This is a genomic window from Curtobacterium sp. MWU13-2055 (genome assembly GCF_023242305.1).
Lineage (GTDB): Bacteria > Actinomycetota > Actinomycetes > Actinomycetales > Microbacteriaceae > Curtobacterium.
Window position 1 is genome coordinate 779,508 of the sequence record NZ_JALLIO010000001.1, and the last position, 22,298, is coordinate 801,805.

Here is a 22,298-nt window from a genome sequence, read left to right on the forward strand (position 1 = left end):
CGGGCCTCCCTCACCAGCGCCCGAGTCCGGCCTGCAGGATCGCGAGTGCCGCGGGACCGGCGGTCGAGGTCCGCAGCACACTGTCGCCGAGCCGGACCCTGATCGCTCCCGCGGCCTCGAGCCGGTCGAGCTCGGAGCCGTCGATGCCGCCCTCCGGCCCCACCACGAGGGCGATCTCGTCGAGGTCCGCCGTCGGTTCCCAGGTCGCGAGCCGCACGGTCGCGGTGGGATCGAGCACGAGCACCGCAGCACCGGCACCGAGGGCGGGGACGAGCTGCGCCGTCGTGACGAGCGGCCCGACCTCGGGCACCCGCGACCGGATCGCCTGCTTCGCGGCCTCGTGCGCGATGGCCGTCCAGCGCGATCGCCCCTTCTCGACCTTCGAGCCCTCCCACCGGGAGACGCTGCGCGCGGCCGACCACGGCACGATCCGGTCCACACCGATCTCCGTCGACGCCTGCACCGCCATCTCGTCCCGGCCGCCCTTGGCGAGGGCCTGCACGAGCGTCAGCGACGGGACCGGCAGCGGGTCGACGGACAGCGATGCCACGGACAACACCAGCGAGTCGCGGTCGACGGAGTCCACCGCACCGGACACGACGGTCCCCCGTCCGTCCGAGAGCCGCAACGTCTCACCGACCCGTACGCGCGAGACGGTCACGGCGTGCCGCCCCTCTGCCCCGTCGAGCGTCACGGAGCCACCGACGGCGACCCCGTCGAGCGACTCCACGACGTAGAGCGATGCCATCAGAAGTTGAAGAAGCGGTCGCGGAGCTTGCCGAACATGCCCTGCTGGAACCGGGCGAGCTGCGGCGCCGACGCCTTGTGCGACTTCGCGAGCTGCTCGACGAGCTGGCGTTCCTTGTGCGAGAGCTTCGTCGGGGTGACGACCTGCACGCCGACCCGGAGGTCGCCGCGGCCGCTCCCGCGCAGCTTCGTGATGCCGCGGTCCTTGATCACCAGGACGTCGGCGCTCTGCACCCCGGGACGGATCTCGAGCTCGACGGGCCCGTCGAGTCCGTCGATCGTCGTGGTGGTGCCGAGCACGGCGTCGGTCATCGCGACCTCGAGGGTGGCGAGCAGGTCGTCACCGTCGCGGCTGAAGACGTCGTCGTGCCGGACCCGGATCTCCAGGTACAGGTCGCCGGAGGGGCCACCGGCGGGGCCGACCTCGCCCTGTCCGGGCATCTGCAGGCGCAGGCCCGAGTCGACGCCGGCGGGGACGTCGACCGGCACGGTGCGACGGGCGCGGACGCGGCCCTGCCCCTGGCAGGTCGGGCAGGGGCTCGGGATGACGGTGCCGTAGCCGCGGCAGGTGCCGCACGGGGCGCTGGTCACGACGTTGCCCAGCAGCGAACGCACCTGGCGCTGGATGTTGCCGGACCCGCCGCAGATGTCGCAGGTGCGCGGGCTGGTGCCGGGCGCGCAGCACGACCCGTGACAGGTCTCGCACAGGACGGCCGTGTCGACCTCGACGTCCTTGTGGATGCCGAAGACGACCTCGTCGAGGTCGACGTCGATGCGGAGCAGGGCGTCCTGCCCGCGCTCGGCACGGCTGCGGGGACCACTGCCCCGGCCGCCACCACCACCGCCGCCGAAGAAGGCGTCGAAGATGTCGCTGAACCCGCCGGCGCCGCCACCGAAGGGGCTGTCGGCCTGGGGCCCGGCGTCGTACCGGCGCCGCTGCTCCGGGTCGCTCAGGACGTCGTACGCGTGCGTGACGTCCTTGAACCGCTCGGCTGCCTCTGGAGCAGGGTTCACGTCCGGGTGGAGCTCACGCGCCAGGCGGCGGTAGGCCTTCTTGATGTCGGCATCGGAGGCGTCTCGCTGGACGCCGAGGACGTCGTAGTGGTCTGCCACGTATCCCTCAGTCGGTTGTGTTCGGTCGGTCGGTCGGTGTTGCAGTCGATCAGTGTTCGCCCAGGAGCTTGGACAGGTACCGTGCGACGGCCCGGACGGCAGCCATGTTCGTGCCGTAGTCCATCCGGGTCGGTCCCAGGACACCCAGGCGTGCCACCTCGCCGCCACCGGCGAGGTACCCGCCGGCGACGATGCTCGTGGCGTCGAGCCCGTACTCGGCGTTCTCGACGCCGATGCTGGCCGCCACCGCGATGTCGTCCACCTGCATCTCCCCGAACAACCGGAGCAGGGTGACTTGTTCCTCGATCGCTTCGAGCACCGGGAAGAGGCCTCCGGAGAAGTCCTGCTCGCTCTTCGCCAGGTTGGCGGCGCCGGCCATCACCAGGCGGTCCTGCCGGTTCGCCGCGACCTGCTCGATGAGGGTCGCCACGACGACCCCGCCGAGTGCCTGGGCGTCGGGCCGGAGCTGTTGCGGGACCGCACGGAGCGCGGTGGGCACGTCCTGCAGCAGGAGCCCGACGGCCGCGCCGTTCAGCACGGTGCGGAGTTCGGTCAGCAGCGGCTCGTCGAGCGCGACGTCGGTCTCGACGACGCGTTGTTCGACCCGGGCGGTGTCGGTGATGAGCACGACCATGAGCCGGGCGTCGCCGAGGCGCACCAGCTCGACGTGCTGCACCCGGGCGCGCACCATCGAGGGGTACTGCACCAGGGCGACCTGGTTCGTGAGCTGGCTGAGCAGGCGCACGGTGCGGCCGAGGACCTCGTCGAGGTCGTTCGGGGCCCCGAGGAAGGTCTCGATGGCGTGCCGCTGGGCGCTCGTCAGCGGCCGGGCTGCGGCGAGGTGGTCGACGAACAGCCGGTAGCCCTTGTCGGTCGGCACCCGGCCGGACGAGGTGTGCGGCGCGACGATGAGCTGCTCGTCCTCGAGCAGGGCCATGTCGTTGCGGATCGTGGCGGCACTGACGCCGAAGGCGTGCCGCTCGACGATCGTCTTGGAGCCGACCGGTTCGCGCGAAGCCACGTAGTCGCGCACGATGGCCTTCAGGACCTCGAGGCTGCGTTCACTGACCACGAGCGCTCCTTCCTGGTCGACCTGGCACTCGGACGTGTCGACTGCTGATCCTACGCCCGCACGACTGCACCCCCGATACGCTTCCGGCATGACCTACGGACAGCAGCCCGGTGGCCCGCAGAACCCCAACGGGCCCCAGTACCCGGGCGGGTACACCCCGCCGCAGCCGATGAGCCCGGAGGACCAGCGCCTCTGGGCCACGCTGACCCACATCGGCGGGATCTTCTTCAACTTCGTCGCCCCGCTCGTGGCGTACCTGGTGCTGCGCGACCGCGGCGGCTTCATCCGCGAGCACACCCGGGTCGCACTGAACTTCCACATCACGATGGGCATCGCCTACGTGGTATCGGGGATCCTCACGCTCGCGCTGATCGGGGCACTGTTGCTCCCGATCATCGCGATCCTGACGATCGTCTTCGGCATCATGGCGGCGGTCGCCGCGAACCAGGGCCAGTTCTACCGCTACCCCCTGTCGATCGAGTTCATCAAGCAGTAGGGACGCCGGTCAGTCCAGCAGCTCCCGCACCACCGCGTCGGCCAGCAGGCGACCCTGCAGGGTCAGGTCGATGCGTCCCCGCACCGCGGCCGACCCGTCCACGAGACCGCGTGCGATGAGTCCCGCGACCCGGCCACGGGCCTCCTGGCGGATCTCGCTCGTCGCGAGCTCCCCGCGGACCCGCGCGGCGAGGAGCAGGCGCTCGACGTAGCGGGTCTCGTCGTCGATGACCTCGCGCCCGGCGGCCGGCGACTCGCCGGACAGCACCCGGTTCGCGTACGCGGCCGGGTGCTTCACGTTCCACCAGCGCGTGCCGGCGACCGCGGAGTGCGCGCCGGGGCCGACACCCCACCAGTCGTGGCCCTTCCAGTAGGACAGGTTGTGGCGACTCGCGTGCGCGTCGCCGCGGGCCCAGTTCGACACCTCGTACCAGGAGTACCCGGCGTCGCCGAGCACCTGGTCGGCGAGCTCGTACATGTCGGCGGCCAGGTCGTCGTCGGGGGCGGGGAGCTCCCCGCGCGCCACCATGCGGCCCATGGCGGTGCCGTCCTCGACGATGAGCGAGTACGCCGACACGTGGTCGGGCTCGCAGGCCAGCGCGGCGTCGAGCGAGGTGCGCCAGTCGTCGAGGGACTCCCCCGGTGTCGAGTAGATGAGGTCGAGGGAGACGTCGAGGCCCTGCTGCTTCGCGAGGTCGACGACGACCGGCACACGCAACGGGTCGTGCGTGCGGTCGAGGGTCGCGAGGACGTGCGGGACCGCGGACTGCATGCCGTAGCTAATCCGGTTGAACCCGCCCTCGCGCAGTGTCTGCAACGAGGACGCGTCGACCGAGTCCGGGTTCGCCTCGGTCGTGACCTCGGCGCCGGGCAGGATCCCCCACGTGTCGTCGATGGCCCGCAGGATCATCGCCAGGTCGGACGCCGGCAGCATCGTCGGGGTCCCGCCGCCGAAGAACACGGTCGACACCGGCCGACGCGGGACGCCGGAGCGGTCGAGCACGGTCGCGGCCCACTCGATCTCCCGCACGGCGTGGCCGGCGTAGTCGTCGCGGCGCACGCCGCGGAGCTCGGACGCCGTGTACGTGTTGAAGTCGCAGTAGCCGCAGCGCACCCGGCAGAACGGCACGTGGACGTAGACCCCGAACGGCACGGCCGCCGGGTCGGAACCGGCGGCGGAGCCCGCCGCGGCTCGCGGCACGATCAGTCCGTCAGCGGGTGCCGGATCGGCGATCGGGAGAGCACTCGGCATGGAGTCCATTGTCCGTCATGATGGACGCATGGAGCACCACCCCGTCCCCACCACGGTCCTGTGGGACATCGACGGCACCCTCGTGATGAACGCGTCGTCCCCGGGCAACCTCTACCACCTCGCGCTCGAGCGTGCGGTCGGCCGCGACCTCACCCTGCGCGTCGGGCACCAGCACGGTCGGACCGATGCCGGGCTCATCGCCGAGCACGTCCGTGCGCACGCGTTCGAGGACACGATCATCCCGACGGTCAGCGGCCACCTCCGCGACCTCACCGCTGAGCGGCACGCCTCGGGCGACCACCGGTCCCCCGTCCCCGGTGCCACCGCGCTGCTCACCCGCTTCGCGGAGCTCGGGTGGCGGAACGGCCTGCTCACCGGCAACTCCGAGTACCGCGCCCGCGTCAAGCTGGCCGGCGCCGGGTTCGACGAGGGTCTGTTCGACTGGGACCACTCCTACTTCGGCGACACCGAGGTGGAGCGCGCGGACGTCACCACCCGCGCGGCGGCGGAGCTCGCCGGCACCCGTGCCGTGATCGTCGGCGACACCCCGCGTGACGGCGAGGCCGCGGACGCCGCCGGCATCCCGTTCCTGGCGGTCGCCACCGGGGTGTTCGACGTCGAGGCGCTGCGGGTCACCAACGCGGTCACGGTCGCGCGGGACTGCCGGGTCGACGCCGCGCTGATCGAGGACGCGATCGCGGCGCTGCCGCCGCTGCGCTGACCCAGCGCGCACGCGCACAAAGCACACGCACGCAAGCACGCGCACGCAAGCAGGCGGGCGCTCGCCAGCACGCGCTCGCCGCTAGTCGCCCCGCAGCGCCGCCAGGTACTGCTCCGCCATCACCTTCTGCTGCCGACGCAGCAGCGGCGCGACGAACTGCCACTTCCGGCTCGACGGCTGCGAGAACTGCCGGATCTGCAGCCACACGGAACCGTCCGACGTGCGCTCGACGACGAACGACTCCTCGCCGGAGAGCGGGTGCCCCTCGAGCGTGCCGTACGCGAAGCCCTTGCGGTCGTGCTCGTCGATGATCGACACGACCCGCACGGGCGCCTGCACGGTCCGCCCGAAGGCGTGCATCGTGAGCGTCGCCGACGTGCCGGCGGTCACCAGCGGGGTGCCGTCCGGCGCGAACTTCTCGACCCGGGGCGTGCCGATCGAGGCCGGGGCGATCGGGACGCCGTCGTCGTCGAACGTCACCGGGTTGTACCGGACCTCGTCGTCGTCGGGCTGTTCCTCGACGCGCACGCGGATGCCGCTGCGCTCCTGGATCTGCCACGTCAGGGCCTGCGTCACCGCGGTCTCGAACCGCTGGTCGCCGTGCCCGATCCGGGCACGCGACTCGGTGGGGGTGAACCCCTCGGGCGGGTACGTCATGAGGTCCGACGCCTGGGTCGCCCCCACCGCGCCGTAGGTCAGGGCGGTCCGGTAGCTCCCGCGGATGCTCATGCCGTCAGCCTACTTGCGCCTGCCCCGTCGGATCGAACCGATCACCGCTCAGGTCGCGTCGGCCAGGTCGCGTCGGCCGGGTCGCGTCGTCCGGTTCGCGTGCACCCCGAACTGGAGGCCCGACACCCGCCTGCCCCGCCCCTATCGTTGCAGCGTGCCCCGCTCCACCCCCGCGCCCTGGCGGTCCGTCGACCGTCGGACCGCGACGCTCGCCGCGCTCACGCTCGTCGCCTTCGGCGCCGCCGCACTCGCGCGTGTCCTCGTCGACGCGACGACGGCGAGCATCGGCTCGTCGACGCGGTACGTCGCCGTGCCGGCCGCGCAGTGGGACGCCTTCGACACCGCCAACGTGATCGCTGGCGTCGGTGCGTGCTGCGCCGGGACGGGTGTCCTGCTGTTCGGGGCCACCCTGGTCGTGGCGGTCCGTCGGCACCGCGCGGCGCGACTGCCGCGCCTGCTCGCCGCCGTGACGCTCACGATGGTCGTCGGTGCCGTGCTCGCCGGGATCGCCGGGATCGCCGCGGGGGCGCAGGACGACTTCGCCGCGGCTGCGGGCTGGACCATCCTGCGGACCGCGCTGGCGGGACTGGCCGCCGCGAGCCTCCCGGCCCTCTGTCTGGCCGCCTTGCGGACCCGCGCCGCGCGCCTCCGCTGACGGCGCCCGACCGCGGCCGCCGGCGCCGACCGGCCCGGGCGAACCTTCGCGCCCAGCGACAATCCACGGCCGCCCCGGCGCGTGCGGTGTCGCTCAGCGCGAAACGTCGGCGCCCGGCGCGACGCGCGCTACTTCTTCTTCTCCTCGACGTCGCCGGAGAGCGCTGCGATGAAGGCTTCCTGCGGGACCTCGACCCGGCCGATGGTCTTCATGCGCTTCTTGCCCTCCTTCTGCTTCTCGAGGAGCTTGCGCTTGCGGGTGATGTCACCGCCGTAGCACTTCGCCAGGACGTCCTTGCGCATCGCGCGGATGCTCTCGCGGGCGATGATCCGCGCGCCGATGGCCGCCTGGATCGGGACCTCGAACTGCTGGCGCGGGATGAGTTTGCGCAGCCGCTCGGTCATCAGCGTGCCGTAGGCGTAGGCCTTGTCACGGTGCACGATCGCGCTGAACGCGTCGACCTGGTCGCCCTGCAGCAGGATGTCGACCTTGACGAGGTCGGCCGCCTGGTCACCGATGGGCTCGTAGTCGAGCGAGGCGTAGCCCTGCGTCTTGCTCTTCAGCTGGTCGAAGAAGTCGAACACGATCTCGCCGAGGGGCATCTCGTAGCGGATCTCGACGCGGTCCTCGCCGAGGTACTCCATGCCGAGCAGCGAGCCGCGGCGCGACTGGCACAGCTCCATGATCGCGCCGACGTAGTCCTTCGGCGCGAGGATCGCCGCGCGGACCATGGGCTCACGGACCTCGACGATGCGGCCGCCGGGGAACTCGGACGGGTTCGTGACCTCGGTCACGGAGTTGTCCTCGTTCGTGACCTCGTAGATCACGCTGGGCGCGGTCGTGATGAGGTCGAGGCCGAACTCGCGCGAGAGCCGCTCGGTGATGATCTCGAGGTGCAGCAGGCCGAGGAACCCGCAGCGGAAGCCGAAGCCGAGCGCCACGGAGGTCTCGGGCTCGTAGACCAGGGCCGCGTCGGAGAGCTTGAGCTTGTCGAGCGCGTCGCGGAGATCCGGGTAGTCCGACCCGTCGATCGGGTACAGGCCCGAGAACACCATCGGCTTCGGGTCCGTGTAGCCGGGCAGGGCGTCGGTCGCGGGCTTCTGCGCACTCGTGACGGTGTCGCCGACCTTGGACTGGCGGACGTCCTTCACGCCGGTGATCAGGTACCCGACCTCGCCGACGGAGAGCCCCTTCGTCGGGATCGGCTCGGGGCTCGACACCCCGATCTCGAGGATCTCGTGCGTCGACTTGGTCGACATCATCTGGACCTTCTCGCGCGGCTTGATGGAGCCGTCGATCATCCGGATGTAGGTCACGACGCCGCGGTAGCTGTCGTAGACCGAGTCGAAGATCATCGCGCGCGGCGCGGCCTCGACGTCGCCGACCGGTGCCGGCACACGCCGGACCACCAGGTCGAGGAGCTCGGGGACGCCGACGCCCGTCTTGCCGGAGACCCGCAGGACGTCCTCCGGCTTGCCGCCGATCAGCTGCGCGAGCTCGGCCGCGTACTTCTCGGGTTCGGCCGCCGGCAGGTCGATCTTGTTGAGCACCGGGATGATCTCGAGGTCGTTCTCGAGCGCCAGGTACAGGTTCGCCAGCGTCTGCGCCTCGATTCCCTGGGCGGCGTCGACGAGCAGGATCGCGCCCTCGCACGCTGCCAGGGAACGCGAGACCTCGTACGAGAAGTCGACGTGCCCGGGGGTGTCGATCATGTTCAGGGCGAAGGTCTCGCCGTCGAGCTCCCACGGCATGCGGACGGCCTGCGACTTGATCGTGATGCCGCGCTCGCGCTCGATGTCCATGCGGTCGAGGTACTGCGCGCGCATCGCGCGCTCCTCGACGACGCCGGTCATCTGCAGCATGCGGTCGGCCAGCGTGGACTTGCCGTGGTCGATGTGCGCGATGATGCAGAAGTTGCGGATCGCGCCGGCCGGGGTCGCGGCGGGCTCGAGCGGAGCGGATGCTTGTGGGCTCACGGTTCCTCAGGTGGGTCGGACGGTCGGCCCAGTCTCCCATGCTTCACCCGCTCTGGAGGCACGGCGCGGCTGCGCGACGTGCGATGCGCGCTTGGTGCGCCCTCGCGCCGGTGTGCCGGCCCCGCACGGTGCGAGGTCGGCGGGCCCGTGCGCGGTTGACCGCCCCGTGACCGGATGCCGCGCGGCACGGGGCGAGCATCCTCGCACCAAGTGGAGGACTGCGCACCGTGCGCTGTCGCGCCGACCGGCTCCGGGCCTCCTGGCCGCGATCGCCCGTCAGACGGAAGCGTGCGCCGGCGCCGGCAACGCGCCCAGCCCGCGCCGCAGGTCGTCGGGAGTGGCGGCCAGGCAGACGCGGATCCAGCCCTCGCCGGTGCGGCCGAACGCGCTGCCGGGCGCGACCGCGACGGCCTCGCGCTGCAGGAGGCCGAGCGCCCACGCCGCGACGTCGCCGTCCGAGGCGTGCGACACGTCGACCCACAGGTAGAAGGCGCCGCGCGGGTCGAGGTACCGGATTCCGGCGGCGTCGAGGACCTCCTTCGCGACCTCGAGGTTCGCCCGGTAGTGCTCGCGGGCGTCGCGCACCGCGGAGTGGTCCCCCACGATCGCCGCCAGCGCCGCGTACTGGTCGGGTTCGGCGACGCAGCTGATCATCGCTTCCTGCGTGGTGCGCATCGTCGGCCCGAGGCCCTTCGGCGTGACGAGGTACCCGACCCGGACACCCGTCATGGCGTAGGTCTTGCTCAGCGAGAACGCGGAGAACACCCGGTCGTCCTCGTCGAGCGCAGCCAGGCTGACGTGGCGGGTGCCGTAGGTGAAGTACTCGTAGACCTCGTCGCTGATCACCCACAGGTCGTGCCGCTTCGCGAAGGAGAGCAGCGCGCGGAGGGTGTCCTCGCCGAACACCGAGCCGAGCGGGTTCGACGGCGAGTTCACCACGAGCACGCGCGTGCGCTCGGTGACGCTCGCCTCGAGTGCCTCGAGGTCTGGTTCGAACCCGTGCTGCGGTTCGAGCCGGTACGGCACCGGCGTGGCCCCGAGGATGTGCGCGTTCATCGTGAAGGTCGTGTAACCGGGGTCCGGCACCAGGACCTCGTCGCCGGGGCTCAGCGTCAGCGTCATCGCCTGGAACAGGGCCTGCGTCGCACCGATCGTCATCCAGATCTGTTCGAGGTCGGCCTCGATGCGGTTCTCGCGGCGGAGCTTGTCGCGGATCGCCTCGCGCAGGGGTGCGATGCCGCCGTTCGGCGTGTAGTCGGTGCGGTCCTCGGTCCACGCGCGACGGGCCGCGTCACCGATGTGCGGCGCCACGGGCACGTCCGGTTCGCCGATCACGAGCATCGTGACCGGGGTGCCGGCGGACTGCAGCAGCGCTGCCTGCTCGAAGACCCTCCGGATGCCGGAGGCGGGCACGGTGTCGATCCGAGGAGCGAGGGATGGCATGCCCGACACCGTATCCGGTGCGTGTTGCCGCGAGATCACGCCGATCCGGCGGTGTTTCGTGCTTTGGTGGCGGGCCGTTCGCCTGGTAATGTTGGTGGCTGGCTTGCGCGTTCCCCGCCCACGGGTGGAACGCGATGCGACCGAGGGCCCCTCTACCCCGCGGTCGCGCCCACCCGTACGAGACGAAGCAGGAGCTACACATGGCGAACATCAAGTCGCAGATCAAGCGCATCAAGACCAACCTCAAGGCCACCGAGCGCAACAAGGCCTACAAGTCGGAGCTGAAGACGTTCATCCGTCACACCAACGACGCCGTTGCCGCTGGCGACAAGGACAAGGCCGTTGCCGCCCTGGCCACCGCGTCGAAGAAGCTCGACAAGGCCGTGAGCAAGGGTGTCATCCACCGCAACCAGGCCGCGAACCGCAAGTCGGCCATCGCGAAGAAGGTTGCGTCGCTCTGATCTCCTGAGCGCCGCACGAAGGCCCCGCACCGTTCGGTGCGGGGCCTTCGTCGTGTGCGGGGTGGGGCGTGGGCGGCGTGCGTCTGGGTGGTGGCGGCGGCGGGCCGCACGCTTCGTGAGCAGAAATGGTCGAGTGGCCGGTCGGCACTCGACCATTTCTGCTCACCAAGTGCGCGGGTGTGGGCGCGCGAGCGCGCGACGACCGGGAGGCGCGGGTCGCCTCAGCGCGCCTCGCCGCGTCGGGCGATGGTGCGGACCATGACCTCGAGTGCGTAGTGCGCGTCGCGCGAGCCGCCCTTCACCGCGGTGTCCGCCTCAGCGATGCTCGTAATCGCGTTCGCGAGACCCGTCTCACTCCACGAGGCGACGTCACGCTGCGCGCGCTGCACCTGCCACGGGGCCATGCCGAGCGCCGACGCCGCCTGACCGCTCGGCCCGCGGAACGCGCTGACCTTCGCCATCGTGCGGATCTTGCTCGCGAACGCCGCGACGATCGGCACCGGTGCTTCGCCCGTCGCCAGGGCGTGCCGCAACTCGACGATCGCCGGAGCGGACCGTCCGGCCAGGGCGATGTCGGCCACCTTGAACGCGTTCGTCTCGACGCGGCCGCCGTAGTACTTGTCGACGACCTTGTCGGTGATCTCCTGCGCTTCGTCCGCCAGGAGCTGGCGGCACGCGGCGGCGAGCTCGGCCAGGTCGTCCGCGAAGGCGACCACGAGGGTGCGGACCGCCGACGGCGCGATCTTGCGTCGGGCGGCGCGGAACTCGGCGTTCACGAAGTCGATGCGGTCGGTCTCGCGCTTGAGTTCGTCGCACAGGACCTCGACCCCACCGCCGACCCCGCTGCGGATCGTGTCGAGCAGCTTCTTGCCACGCACCCCGCCGCCGTGCCGGAGCACCAGGGTGACGTCGTCGGCCGGGGCCTGCAGGTACGAGATGGTCTCGGTGATGAAGGCGTCGGTGCACTTCTCGACGTTGGTGACCCGCACGAGCCGCGGCTCGCCGAACAACGACGGGCTGGCGAGGGTCGCGAGCAGCCCGGGAGCGTACTGGTCGGCCTCGAGGTCGTGCACCTCGAGCGCCGGATCCTCGCCCACGAGCAGGTCCTTGAGCACGCTGCTGGCCCGGTCCGCCAGGAACGCCTCGGGCCCGGTGACGAGCACGACCGGGGCCGGGCGGATCCCCGACCAGGGGACCTGGTCGATCTTCGCTGCGGCGCGCGCGGGCTTCTTGGCGGGCATGCGGTCCTTCCGGTGGTGCCGACCCGGACGGTGCCGGTGCGACGAGTGCTCCGACGATCCTACGGGCGGCCACCGACGGCGTGTGCTCCGTCCACACCCGCAGGTCGTCCGCACCCGTCCGACCCACCACGACGGTGCCGAGTTCGTCGGTCCGGTAGGTGGCGGTCCCCGACGATGCGAGCGTCGACAGCGCCGACCGTGTCGGGTGGCCGTAGGTGTTGTCCGCGCCGACGCCGACGAGTCCGACGCGGGCCGCGAGCTGCCGGTACAGCAGCGGGTCCTGGTCGGCCGAACCGTGGTGCGAGACCTTCACGACGTCGACGGCGCCGTCGGGGAGCGCACTGCCGGAGCGGACCCGACGCTGCGCGGTCTCCCCCAGGTCGCCGAGGAACACCCCGGACAGGCACGTGGGGCAGTCGCCGCCCGGCAGCGGTTCGGTCACGAGCACGATGCTCGCGTCGTTGCCGGCGTCCGGGCTGCCCGCCCGCGGCCACACCACGCGCCAACCGAGCGGCCCGAGCACACCGGACACCCGGTCGTCGGCCTGCCGGACGTCGACGCCGCCGCGCTGCAGGTCCTGCACGACGCGGCTGTCCGACGCACGGCCGACGGGTCCGACGAGCGCCGTGTCGACGATGCCCGCGACCTCGTCGACCGCCCCGACGTGGTCGCGGTCGAAGTGCGTGAGGACGAGCAGGTCGATCCGGCGGACCCGCAGCAGGTCGAGGCAGGCCCGGAGGCGGTCCGGGTCGTCCCCGGTGTCGATCAGTGCCGTGCTGTCGCCGCCACGGACCAGCACGGCGTCACCCTGTCCGACGTCGCACGCCGCGACCGCCCAGTCGCGCGGGACGGTACCGCGCACGACCAGCACGGGAACCGCGACGGCGGCGACACCGACCACCACGACGACTCCCGCGACGAGCAGCAGGCGGCTCCGCACCATCGGAGTGCTCAGCACGGCGACCGCGAGGCACCCGCTGACGACCACGGCGCCGACCACCCCGACGGTCCCACCCGGCCACGGCGCCGACGCGTACGGCAGCAGCGCTGCGCCGTGGGCGATGCCACCGACCGCCGACGCGGGGGCCCAGGCGACGGCTGCCAGCACCGACCCACCCCACGGCCAGACCGGCGCGAGCAGACACACACCGAGGCCGACGACGGTGACGATCGGTGCCAGGGGCTCGGCGAGCAGGTTCGCCGGCACCGCGTAGGTCGGCAGCGCCGCGGACAGCGGGATCGTCACGGGCCAGCAGGCGACCTGTGCTGCCACCGGCACGGCGAGGGCAGCGGCCGCCGGGGTCCACAGCCGTCGGGCGAGGAGCGTGGTGAGCGGTGGTCCGAGCACCACGATGCCGGTCGTGGCGAGCACCGACAGCGCGAACCCGAACGACCGCGCGAACCAGGGGTCGACCACCAGCATGCCGATCGCGGCCAGGGCGATGAGGGGCACGCCGCGCACGGGGCGGCCGGACAGGTGCACGACCAGCACGACGACCGCCATCACCGTGGCCCGGACGATCGACGGGTCTGGCCGTACGAGCACCACGAACGCGAGCAGCACGGCGACGGCAGACGCCGCCCGGAGCCCCCGAGGCACCCCGCAGAGTCGCCCGACCACCACGACGAGGCCGACGATCACCGCGCAGTTCGCCCCGGACACCGCGGTCAGGTGGGTCAGCGCCGAGGTCTCCATCGCTGCCTCGGTCGCGGCGTCGAGGCCGGACCGGTCGCCGATCGCCAGGCCTCGCAGGAGCGCGGCCCCGGGCTCGGGCAGGTCCGCCGTCGCACGGACGAAGGCCCGACGCGCGGTGTCGGTGGCTCCGAGCAGTCCCCCGGGTGGCTCAGTGGCGGGCACACCCCGGAGGAACAGCACGAACGCGGTCGCGGAACCGGGGAGGTCGGCCTCGATCGTCCCGGTGCCGGTCACCCGCGTGCCCGCGGCCAGCACGCGGTCGTCATCGTCACCCGGCGGGACGAGCGCACCGTCGCCCGGCGGGACGAGCCGGACCGGTACCCGGAGCGCACGCTCCGTGTCGGCACGCTCGAGCGTCGCGAGCACGGAGCGGTCACCCGGGCCCAGGTCGCGCGACAGGACCGCGTCGAACGAGACGGTGCCCGACCCGGAGGCGAGTGCCCGGAGTACCTCCGGCGTTCGTCGGGTCTCACCCACGGTGACCGACACCGCGAGCAACGCGGTCAGCGCCGCCGCGACGAGCACCGGGCCGGCACAGGCGGTCACGGTGCGGCAGCGACGGCCCGAGCGACGACGACCCGCGACGATCGCACTCCCACCGGCGAGCACGGCCAGCACGGCCAGCACGGCCAGCACTGCCAGCACGGCGGCCACGATCCCGACCACGGGCGCTGCCGCCGGTCCCCCGACGAGCAGGGTCGTCACGATCCAGGCGATCGCCACCGGCACCGCAACCCGCAGGTCCGTCGCACTGGGTCGCAGCTGCACGGGCACGGCTCAGACCCGCACGCGGTCACGCAGCTCCGCGAACCGGACGTCGCCGATGCCGCTGACGTCGAGCAGGTCCTCGACCGCGGTGAACCGGCCGTGTTCGTCGCGCCAGGCGAGGATCCGGCCGGCCAACCCCGGGCCGATGCCGGGCAGGGTCTCGAGCGCAGCCTGGTCGGCGCTGTTCAGGTCGACGACCGAGTCGGCGCCGGTTCCCGAGGCGCCCGCGGCACCCGTACTGCCGTCCCCGCTACTGCCCGCCGCGGCCGCACCGCCGTCGACCGGATCGAGCGCCGCTGGCACCTCGTCCTCGCCCACGCGCGGCACGTACAGCCGCTCGCCGTCGGTCAGGACCCGTGCCAGGTTGAGTCGGTCCAGGTCTGCGTCCGCCGTCGCGCCGCCGGCCCGCTCGATCGCGTCGGTGACCCGGCTCGACGGCGGCAGGCGCACCACGCCGTCGCGCTCGACCGCCCCGAGCACGTGCACCACCACACGCGCCCCACCAGTGGCAGCTGTTTCCCCACCGGATGCAGGACCAGCGGTCGACGACCCAGCGGTCGGCGCGCCAGCGATGGGCGCACCGGCGGTCGGCACCCCGGCAGTCGGCGCGCCGGCGGTGGGCGCACCACTGACGACGACCCCGCCCGCCCCTGCACCACCGCGCCCCGTCAGCGACCCGACCAGGACCACCACGAGCGCGACCGCCACGACGACCCCGGCCAGCACCACCGCGGCCCGCGGCGACAGCACCAGGCGCGACCAGAGCACGCGTCCCGATGCGGGCGCGCCGTCCACTGACCGAGGGTCCGGTGACGAGGGCGACGACATGCCCCGAACGCTACGGAGCCCGGCCGATCGGCCGGGCTCCGGAGTGCTGGTCTGTGGACAGGTACGTCGGACGCCCACCCTGTGGACGGCCAGACGCCCACCCTGTGGACGGCCAGACGCCCACCCCGTGGACGGCCGCGCCGCCCGAGGACTACCCCTTGATGGCGATGTTCACGAGCTTCGGCGCCCGCACGATGACCTTCACGATCTCGCGGTCACCGATGTACCGCTGCACGTTCGCAGAAGCCCGCGCGAGTGCCTCGAGCTCGGACGGATCGATCGACTTCGACACCTCGAACGAGTCGCGGACCTTGCCGTTCACCTGCACGACGGCGGTGAGGGTCTCCTGCACCAGCAGCGTCGGGTCGGCCTTCCGCCAACCGTGCAGCGCGACGGTGGCCTCGTACCCGAGCTGCTCCCACATCTCCTCGCCGGTGTACGGCGCGAACACGGCGAGGCCGAGCGTGACGGTCTCGACGGCTTCGCGCACGGCGGGGTCGGCGGCACCGGGGCCGCTGTCGATCGCCTTGCGCGTCACGTTGACCAGGTCCATGAGCCGCGCGATCACGACGTTGAACTTGAACGACTCCATCAGGCCCGGCGCATCGGCCAGGAACCGGTGCGTCACCTGGCGCAGGGCGCGGTCGCCCTCGGCCCAGACGACGTCGGGGGTCGACGTGACGTCGGTCGCCAGGCGGTAGGCGCGGGCCAGGAAGCGTGCCGAGGCGGACGGCGAGACGTCCTCCCAGTTGATGTCGTCCTCCGGCGGGCCGGCGAAGCCCATCACCAGGCGGATCGCGTCGACGCCGTTCGCGTCGAGCTCGTCCCCGAGCGAGACGCCGCCCTTGGACTTCGACATCTTCGAGCCGCCGGACAGCACCATGCCCTGGTTGAGCAGTGCCGAGAACGGCTCGGTGAAGTCGAGGTAACCGAGGTCGAAGAGCACCTTGGTGACGAAGCGTGCGTACAGCAGGTGCAGGATCGCGTGCTCGATCCCGCCGATGTACTGGTCGACCGGCGCCCACTTGCGGGCGACCGCGGGGTCGAACGCCTGGGTGTCGTCGTTCGCCGCCAGGAAGCGCAGGAAGTACCACGACGAGTCGACGAAGGTGTCCATCGTGTCGGTGTCACGGAGCGCGGGCGTGCCGTCGACGGGGTTCGGGACGTTGACCCAGTCGGTCGCTCCGCCGAGGGGCGAGGTGCCCTTGGGCTTGAGGTCGAGCCCCTCGGTGTCGGGCAGCCGCACCGGCAGCTGGTCCAGCGGCACGGGGTGCTCGCTGCCGTCGGCGCCGTGGATGATCGGGATCGGCGTGCCCCAGAAGCGCTGGCGCGAGATGAGCCAGTCGCGCAGGCGGTAGGTCTTGGCGGCGCGACCGGTCCCGCGTTCCTCGAGCAGGGAGATCGCGGCGGTGATCGCGTGCTGCTTCGACATGCCGTCGAGGGGGCCGGAGTTCATCATCCGGCCCTGACCCGTCAGCGCCTCGCCCGTGGTGGCGGGGTTGAGGTCGGGCAGCTCGGTGTCCTCGGTGATCACCGGGATCGCTCCGGTGACCGCGGCGTTGGTGTCGACGACGACCTTCACCGGCAGGTCGAACGCCCGGGCGAAGTCGAGGTCGCGCTGGTCGTGCGCCGGCACGGCCATGACCGCCCCGTGGCCGTAGTCGGCGAGCACGTAGTCGGCGGCCCAGATCGGCAGGCGCTCCCCCGTCAGCGGGTGGATCGCGAAGCGGCCGAGCGGCACACCGGTCTTCGGGCGGTCGGCGTTCTGCCGGTCGATCTCGGATGTCTTCTGCGTGGCGACGAGGTAGGCATCGAAGTCCGCACGGACGGAGGAGGACGCAGAAGCGACCAGCGACGCTGCCAGGTCCGAGTCCGGTGCGACGACCAGGAACGTCACGCCGTGGATCGTGTCGGGGCGCGTCGTGAACACCGTGACGGGCTCGTCACGGCCCTCGATGACGAAGTCGACGTCGGCGCCGACCGACCGGCCGATCCAGTTGCGCTGCTGCGCGATGACCTTGGCGGGCCACCGTCCCTCGAGCTGGTTGAGGTCGTCGAGCAGGCGGTCGGCGTACTCCGTGATCTTGAAGTACCACTGCGTGAGCTTCTTCTTGACGACGACGGCGCCGGAGCGGTCCGAGGTGCCGTCGGGCAGGACCTGCTCGTTCGCGAGCACGGTCTGGTCCACCGGGTCCCAGTTGACCCAGCTGTCCTTGCGGTACGCCAGGCCCTTCTCGTACATCTTCAGGAACAGCCACTGGTTCCACTTGTAGTACTCGGGGTCCGAGGTGTGGATCTCGGTGCTCCAGTCGAACGACGGCGCGTAGCGCTTGAAGGACGCCTTCTGCTGCGCGATGTTCGCGTAGGTCCAGTCCTTCGGGTCCACCCCGCGCTTGATCGCGGCGTTCTCGGCGGGCAGGCCGAAGGAGTCCCAGCCGATGGGGTGCAGGACGTTGAAGCCCTGCTGGCGCCAGTAGCGCGCCACGAAGTCGCCGAGGGCCCAGTTCTCGGCGTGCCCCATGTGGAGGTCGCCGGACGGGTACGGGAACATCTCGAGGATGTACTTGCGCGGACGCGTGTCGTCCAGGTCGGTGGTGAAGAGCCCGAGCTCTTCCCAGCGGGGCTGCCACTTCTCCTGGATACGACGGAAGTCGTAGGCGTTCGGGTCCTCGGCGTGCTGCTCGGTGGTCACGGACGTCAACGATACAAGCCGGGAGGCCCGTCCAGCGTCCGCCTGTCGGGTCATCCGACGAGCAGGCGGCCGGCGGCCATCCGCAGGGTGCGGTCGACCAGGTCCGCCCGGACCGGCACGTGCGACACGATCACGACCGTCCGTCCCGCTGCGCGGGCCGTCGTGACGAGGTCGTGCAGGACGGCGTCGCCGAGGTCCGGGTCGATGTCGGCCGTGGGTTCGTCGAGCACGAGCACCGGGAACGCGTGCAGGAGCGCGCGCGCCAGGGCGAGCCGGTGCGCCTGTCCGCCGGAGACGAGGCCACCGCGCTCCCCCACCGACGCATCGAGCCCGCCGCGACGTCCGACCCACTCGCCGAGGCCGACCCGGTCGAGCACGGCGAGCAGCTCGTCGTCGGTCGCGGTCTCGCGGGCGAACAGCAGGTTCTGTCGGACGGACTGGTCGAACACGAACGGGTCCTGCTCGATGAGCCCGATGCGGGCACGGACGGCGTCGGGGTGCATGTCCTTCGCCGAGACCCCGTCGAGCGTGTACGAGCCCTGGTGGTCGACGAACCGGACGAGCGCGTCGACGAGGGTGGACTTCCCCGCGCCGCTCGGCCCTTCGAGCACGACGACCTCGCCGGGGTGCAGGTCGAGCGAGACCCCGTCGACCGCCGGCGTCGTGGCTCCGGGCCACTGCACGGTCAGGTCGCGCACCGCCACGGTGACCGGACCGGACACCGCCAGTTCGGCCGGGTCGGCGTCCTGCTCGGGTTCGGGCACGATGCCCGCGGGCACCCGTGCCGGGACGACCTGCTCGACCCGCTCGGCGGCGGCGCGCACCCGGCGCAGCGTGAGGACGGCGAGCGGGACCCCGCCGACGACCTCGAACAGGGCGAGCGGCACGAACACGGTCAGTGCCCAGAGCGGTCCGTCGAGCGCCCCGGACACCACGGCGGGTGCACCGACGGCCAGGATCCCGATGACCGCGCCGCCGCCGACCAGCCCGACCAGGGCACCGACGAGCGCCTCGACCGTGCCACGGCGGCGCACCGCACGGGTGACGCCGGCGTCGAGACGGGCGATGTGCGCCAGGCGCTCGTCGAGGGTGCCGTAGGCCGCGAACACGTCGAGCGTCCGCACCGTGTCGAGCACGAGGTCGGCGACCCGACCACGGTCCGCCGCGGTCTCACGGTCCGAGCGCTCGGCGATCGACCCCGTCACGACCGACCCGAGCAGCGCCGCGACCGCCAGGCCGAGCACGAGCACGACGGCGGCCGGCACCGACACGATCGCCACCGCGACGACGGACAGCAGGGCGACGACCCCGGCGGACACCAGCGGCCCGACGACGCGGATGGGCAGGTCCTGCAGCCGGTCGGTGTCGGTGACCAGGCGGGTCATCAGGTCGCCACGGCCCGTGCTGCCGAGCCCTGCCGGTGCGACCGAGGCGAGCCGCCGGTACATCTCGGTGCGCACCACCGCGAGCTGCCGGAAGGACGCGTCGTGCCCGGCGAGCCGGTCGACGTAGCGCAGCGCCGCACGCCCGAGTGCGAACGCCCGCACACCGACCATCACGAGGGTCAGGTAGAGGATCGGCGGGTGCTCCGCGGCACGGGTGATGAGGTAGCCGCTCGCGGCGAGGAGCGCCACGGCGCAGACCGCACTGAGCGCGCCGGCGGCGACCGCCTTCGCCCAACCCGACCCGTGCGGCATCGCGAGGCGCAGGACCGACGCTCCACGAGCCTCCCGGCTCATGCGCGCACCCCCGTCCGGACGGTGACCGACCCACCGGTGCCGATGTCGACCCGGACGTCGGCCGCGGCCACGACCGCCGGTCGGTGGCTGGCCACCACGACGACCGCGCCGTCGGCCGCCAGGCCACGGATCGCGGCGACGACGTGGGCCTCGGCCTCGGCGTCGAGCGCCGACGTCGGTTCGTCGAGCAGGACCAACGGTGTGCCGACGCGGCGGGCGCGGTACAGCGCCCGCGCGACGGCGACGCGCTGCGCCTGGCCGCCGGACAGTCCGCTGCCGCCGGCGCCGATCGGGAGGCCCGGGTCGACCCCCAGCCCCGCGTCGCGCAACGCGGTCTGGACGTCCACGGCGTCGGGGGTCGCGCTGAGCGCGACGTTCTCGGCGACGGTCCCGCGCACGAGGCGGGGTCGCTGGTCGGCCCAGGTCGTGCGCTCGGCAGCGGTCGTACCGGCGGCGCCCGGGACGACCACGGTGCCGTCGTGCGGCAGGACGCCGCGGAGTGCGGCGATGACGCTCGACTTGCCCGAGCCGCTCGGGCCGGCGAGCACGACGACGGTGCCGGGGTCGGCGTGCAGGTCGAGCGGGCCGACCACCACGTCGGGCCGGCGGACGGTCAGACCGTGCACGGCCAGCGCCGTGGCAGCCGGAGCGGTCGCCGCGGGGTCCGTGTCGTGGTGCGGCGCGGGCTCCGTGTCGTCGTCGAGGACGTCGAGGACCGCTGCCGATGCCTCGACGCCGTCCTGGGCGGCGTGGAAGTCCGCGCCGACCTGGCGGATGGGGGCGAACGCCTCGGGGGCGAGGACCAGGACGAACATCGCGGCGCCGAGCCCGAGCGAGCCGTCGACCAGCCGGATGCCGATCGACACCGCGACGAGGGCGACGGACAGGCTCGCGGCGAGCTCGAGCGCGAACCCGCTGACGAACGACAGCCGGAGCACCCCGAGCGTGCCGCGACGGTACTCGTCCGTGACGGCGCCGATGCGGCCGACCTGGCGCCGGGCGCGACCGAACACCTTGAGGGTGGCCAGGCCCTCGACGGCCTCGAGGAAGGCGCCGCCGAGCTTGGCGAGGGCGTCGGACTGCTTCCGCTGCAACGACTGGGTCGCGAGGCCGATCAGGATCATGAACACCGGGATCACCGGCAGCGCGAACAGGATGATCAACCCGCTCGTCAGGTCACCGAGGCCGATCGCGACCAGCAGCAGCGGTGTGGCGATCGCGGTGAGCGCGAGCTGCGGCAGGTAGCGACCGAAGTAGGCGTCGAGCGCGTCGAGGCCCGGCCCGAGGGTGGTGGCGAACCCCGCGCTCGACCGGCCCGCCAGCCAGGACGGACCCCGCTCGGCGGCGCGGGCGAGCACCGTGGTGCGCATCTCGCTCTTCACCTTCGCCGCGGCGCGGGCCGCCAGGTCGTCGGTCGCCCAGGCCGCCACGGCACGGAGCACGAACGCGCCGCCCAGCAGCGCGAGCGCCTGCCCGAAGGCGCTCGGGACACGGCCGTCCTGGACCGCGTCGATGCCGAGGGTCACGGCGGCGGCGATCCCCCACGCGATCGCGATGGTCGCGACCGTACGGAGGACGCCGGTGCCGGCGGCCGCGACGATGAAGCCGCGCGCCGTCCGCGACAGGCGCAGGAGTCGCGGGTCGAGCGGCTTCACCGTCGCCTGCCTAGTGCGCGGCCTGGGTGACCTGGGCCCGCGAGACACGCTTGCGGAACACCCAGTACGTCCAGGCCTGGTACGCGAACACGAGGGGCACGAAGATCAGCGCCACCCAGCTCATCACCGTCAGCGTGTACGAACCGCTCGAGGCGTTGTACACGTTCAGGCTGTTCGCCGGGTCGTTGGTGGCGGGCATGACGTCCGGGAAGATCGCCGTGAACATGGCGAGCACGATCGCGGCGATGGTGACGGCCATGAGCGTGAACGCCCGGCCCTCCTTGCCCCAGGCGTTGCACAGCACGGCCAGGACGAGCGCGAGTGCCGCGACCACCGAGAGCACGAGCGAGGCAGGGGTCGCCCGGACGAACGCCATCCAGACCAGGAACGCGGCGCCGACGACGATCGTCAAGATGCCGGCCCGGGTCGCCAGGCGCTTCGCCCGCTCGCGGATCTCGCCCTCGGTCTTCAGCGCCACGAACACGACGCCGTGCGTGAAGAACACCAGCAGCGTCGCCACGCCGGTCAGGAGCGCGAACGGGTTGAGCAGGTCGAAGAGCGTGCCCGTGTAGTTGTGCCCCGAGTCCATCGGGATCCCGCGGACGACGTTGCCGAACGCGACGCCCCAGAGGAACGACGGCAGGGCGGACCCGACGATGATCATCAGGTCGAAGCGCCGCTTCCACTCGAGGTGCTTGTTCTGGTGGCGGTACTCGAACGAGACACCGCGCAGGATCAGCGCCGCGAGGATGAGCAGCAGCGCCAGGTAGAACCCGGAGAACATCGTGGCGTACCACTCGGGGAACGCCGCGAACAAGCAGGCACCGGCGACGATGACCCAGGTCTCGTTGAGGTCCCAGACCGGGCCGATCGTGTTGATGAGCACTCGACGGTCGGTGTCGTCCTTGCCCAGGAAGGGCAGGGACATGCCGACCCCGAAGTCGAAGCCGTCGAGGACGAAGTAGCCGACGAAGAACACGCCGACGATCGCGAACCAGAGGACAGGCAGATCCAT

At 72.1% G+C, this 22,298-nt stretch carries 17 protein-coding genes and 1 pseudogene; 4 read left to right on the forward strand and 14 right to left on the reverse strand.

The window, feature by feature from the left end; translation table 11 throughout:
• Window positions 1-10: 10 nt before the first annotated feature.
• From M4960_RS03585 to hrcA, 3 genes are read right to left on the reverse strand one after another with little or no spacing between them, the layout of a single operon-like run.
• A complete protein-coding gene (locus M4960_RS03585; protein ID WP_248703466.1) occupies window positions 11-748 on the reverse strand; it encodes a 16S rRNA (uracil(1498)-N(3))-methyltransferase in 738 nt (245 codons plus the stop codon).
• Window positions 748-1,860 (reverse strand): molecular chaperone DnaJ, encoded by a 1,113-nt coding sequence (dnaJ, locus tag M4960_RS03590; RefSeq protein ID WP_248703467.1) that lies wholly within the window; start codon window positions 1,858-1,860, stop codon window positions 748-750. Before dnaJ ends, M4960_RS03585 begins: the two co-directional genes overlap by 1 nt.
• 49 nt (window positions 1,861-1,909) lie before the next feature.
• Entirely contained in the window at window positions 1,910-2,932 is a 1,023-nt protein-coding gene (hrcA, locus tag M4960_RS03595) for a heat-inducible transcriptional repressor HrcA (RefSeq protein WP_123340397.1), read from the reverse strand.
• Window positions 2,933-3,020: 88 nt separating this feature from the next.
• Between hrcA and M4960_RS03600 the strand changes: the two genes are divergently transcribed.
• Window positions 3,021-3,428: a DUF4870 domain-containing protein gene (locus M4960_RS03600; RefSeq protein WP_248703468.1), complete on the forward strand. Its 408-nt coding sequence runs from the start codon at window positions 3,021-3,023 to the stop codon at window positions 3,426-3,428.
• A gap of 9 nt (window positions 3,429-3,437) precedes the next feature.
• Here the strand turns inward: M4960_RS03600 and hemW are convergent, their stop codons facing one another.
• A complete protein-coding gene (hemW, locus tag M4960_RS03605; protein ID WP_123292547.1) occupies window positions 3,438-4,679 on the reverse strand; it encodes a radical SAM family heme chaperone HemW in 1,242 nt (413 codons plus the stop codon).
• Between the two features lie 28 nt (window positions 4,680-4,707).
• Between hemW and M4960_RS03610 the strand changes: the two genes are divergently transcribed.
• Window positions 4,708-5,400 (forward strand): HAD family hydrolase, encoded by a 693-nt coding sequence (locus tag M4960_RS03610; protein ID WP_185003103.1) that lies wholly within the window; start codon window positions 4,708-4,710, stop codon window positions 5,398-5,400.
• A gap of 81 nt (window positions 5,401-5,481) precedes the next feature.
• On the opposite strand, the gene M4960_RS03615 is transcribed toward M4960_RS03610, so the two are convergent.
• Window positions 5,482-6,129: a DUF1990 family protein gene (locus M4960_RS03615; protein WP_111085748.1), complete on the reverse strand. Its 648-nt coding sequence runs from the start codon at window positions 6,127-6,129 to the stop codon at window positions 5,482-5,484.
• A 154-nt stretch (window positions 6,130-6,283) separates the two neighbouring features.
• Here M4960_RS03615 and M4960_RS03620 point away from each other — a divergent pair, with 154 nt between their 5' ends.
• A complete protein-coding gene (locus M4960_RS03620; RefSeq protein ID WP_173168388.1) occupies window positions 6,284-6,784 on the forward strand; it encodes a hypothetical protein in 501 nt (166 codons plus the stop codon).
• Window positions 6,785-6,912: 128 nt separating this feature from the next.
• Here M4960_RS03620 and lepA read toward each other — a convergent pair whose 3' ends face one another.
• Entirely contained in the window at window positions 6,913-8,760 is a 1,848-nt protein-coding gene (lepA, locus tag M4960_RS03625; RefSeq protein ID WP_111085750.1) for a translation elongation factor 4, read from the reverse strand.
• Between the two features lie 276 nt (window positions 8,761-9,036).
• Window positions 9,037-10,203, reverse strand: a complete 1,167-nt coding sequence (locus M4960_RS03630; RefSeq protein WP_123292543.1) for a pyridoxal phosphate-dependent aminotransferase — start codon at window positions 10,201-10,203, stop codon at window positions 9,037-9,039.
• Window positions 10,204-10,403: 200 nt separating this feature from the next.
• Between M4960_RS03630 and rpsT the strand changes: the two genes are divergently transcribed.
• Complete coding sequence (gene rpsT, locus M4960_RS03635; protein WP_111085752.1) at window positions 10,404-10,664, forward strand: 30S ribosomal protein S20; 261 nt, start codon at window positions 10,404-10,406, stop codon at window positions 10,662-10,664.
• 221 nt (window positions 10,665-10,885) lie between these two features.
• On the opposite strand, the gene holA is transcribed toward rpsT, so the two are convergent.
• The 7 genes and pseudogenes from holA to cydB all read right to left on the reverse strand — a co-directional run bounded on the left by holA (window position 10,886) and on the right by cydB (window position 22,298).
• Complete coding sequence (gene holA, locus M4960_RS03640) at window positions 10,886-11,905, reverse strand: DNA polymerase III subunit delta (RefSeq protein ID WP_123292542.1); 1,020 nt, start codon at window positions 11,903-11,905, stop codon at window positions 10,886-10,888.
• Window positions 11,906-12,524: 619 nt separating this feature from the next.
• Window positions 12,525-14,375, reverse strand: a pseudogene (locus tag M4960_RS19865) (ComEC/Rec2 family competence protein); the annotation flags it as partial.
• A gap of 3 nt (window positions 14,376-14,378) precedes the next feature.
• Window positions 14,379-15,164: a ComEA family DNA-binding protein gene (locus tag M4960_RS03645; protein WP_248703469.1), complete on the reverse strand. Its 786-nt coding sequence runs from the start codon at window positions 15,162-15,164 to the stop codon at window positions 14,379-14,381.
• A gap of 184 nt (window positions 15,165-15,348) precedes the next feature.
• Entirely contained in the window at window positions 15,349-17,943 is a 2,595-nt protein-coding gene (leuS, locus tag M4960_RS03650; protein ID WP_374202865.1) for a leucine--tRNA ligase, read from the reverse strand.
• Window positions 17,940-19,628, reverse strand: coding sequence for a thiol reductant ABC exporter subunit CydC (cydC, locus tag M4960_RS03655; RefSeq protein WP_248703471.1), 1,689 nt, complete (start codon window positions 19,626-19,628; stop codon window positions 17,940-17,942). The genes leuS and cydC overlap by 4 nt, the downstream gene beginning before the upstream one ends.
• Entirely contained in the window at window positions 19,625-21,283 is a 1,659-nt protein-coding gene (gene cydD, locus M4960_RS03660; RefSeq protein WP_248703472.1) for a thiol reductant ABC exporter subunit CydD, read from the reverse strand. The genes cydC and cydD overlap by 4 nt, the downstream gene beginning before the upstream one ends.
• A gap of 10 nt (window positions 21,284-21,293) precedes the next feature.
• Window positions 21,294-22,298, reverse strand: a complete 1,005-nt coding sequence (gene cydB, locus M4960_RS03665) for a cytochrome d ubiquinol oxidase subunit II (RefSeq protein ID WP_123340389.1) — start codon at window positions 22,296-22,298, stop codon at window positions 21,294-21,296.

Excerpts from the sequence above, each read along its gene's own strand:
- M4960_RS03585 (WP_248703466.1), bottom strand. The coding sequence starts at position 748 with ATGGCATCGCTCTACGTCGTGGAGTCGCTCGACGGGGTCGCCGTCGGT.
- M4960_RS03600 (WP_248703468.1), top strand. The coding sequence starts at position 3,021 with ATGACCTACGGACAGCAGCCCGGTGGCCCGCAGAACCCCAACGGGCCC.
- hemW (WP_123292547.1), bottom strand. The coding sequence starts at position 4,679 with ATGCCGAGTGCTCTCCCGATCGCCGATCCGGCACCCGCTGACGGACTG.
- M4960_RS03610 (WP_185003103.1), top strand. The coding sequence starts at position 4,708 with ATGGAGCACCACCCCGTCCCCACCACGGTCCTGTGGGACATCGACGGC.
- M4960_RS03615 (WP_111085748.1), bottom strand. The coding sequence starts at position 6,129 with ATGAGCATCCGCGGGAGCTACCGGACCGCCCTGACCTACGGCGCGGTG.
- M4960_RS03630 (WP_123292543.1), bottom strand. The coding sequence starts at position 10,203 with ATGCCATCCCTCGCTCCTCGGATCGACACCGTGCCCGCCTCCGGCATC.
- rpsT (WP_111085752.1), top strand. The coding sequence starts at position 10,404 with ATGGCGAACATCAAGTCGCAGATCAAGCGCATCAAGACCAACCTCAAG.
- holA (WP_123292542.1), bottom strand. The coding sequence starts at position 11,905 with ATGCCCGCCAAGAAGCCCGCGCGCGCCGCAGCGAAGATCGACCAGGTC.
- leuS (WP_374202865.1), bottom strand. The coding sequence starts at position 17,943 with ATGACCCGACAGGCGGACGCTGGACGGGCCTCCCGGCTTGTATCGTTG.
- cydC (WP_248703471.1), bottom strand. The coding sequence starts at position 19,628 with ATGAGCCGGGAGGCTCGTGGAGCGTCGGTCCTGCGCCTCGCGATGCCG.
- cydB (WP_123340389.1), bottom strand. The coding sequence starts at position 22,298 with ATGGATCTGCCTGTCCTCTGGTTCGCGATCGTCGGCGTGTTCTTCGTC.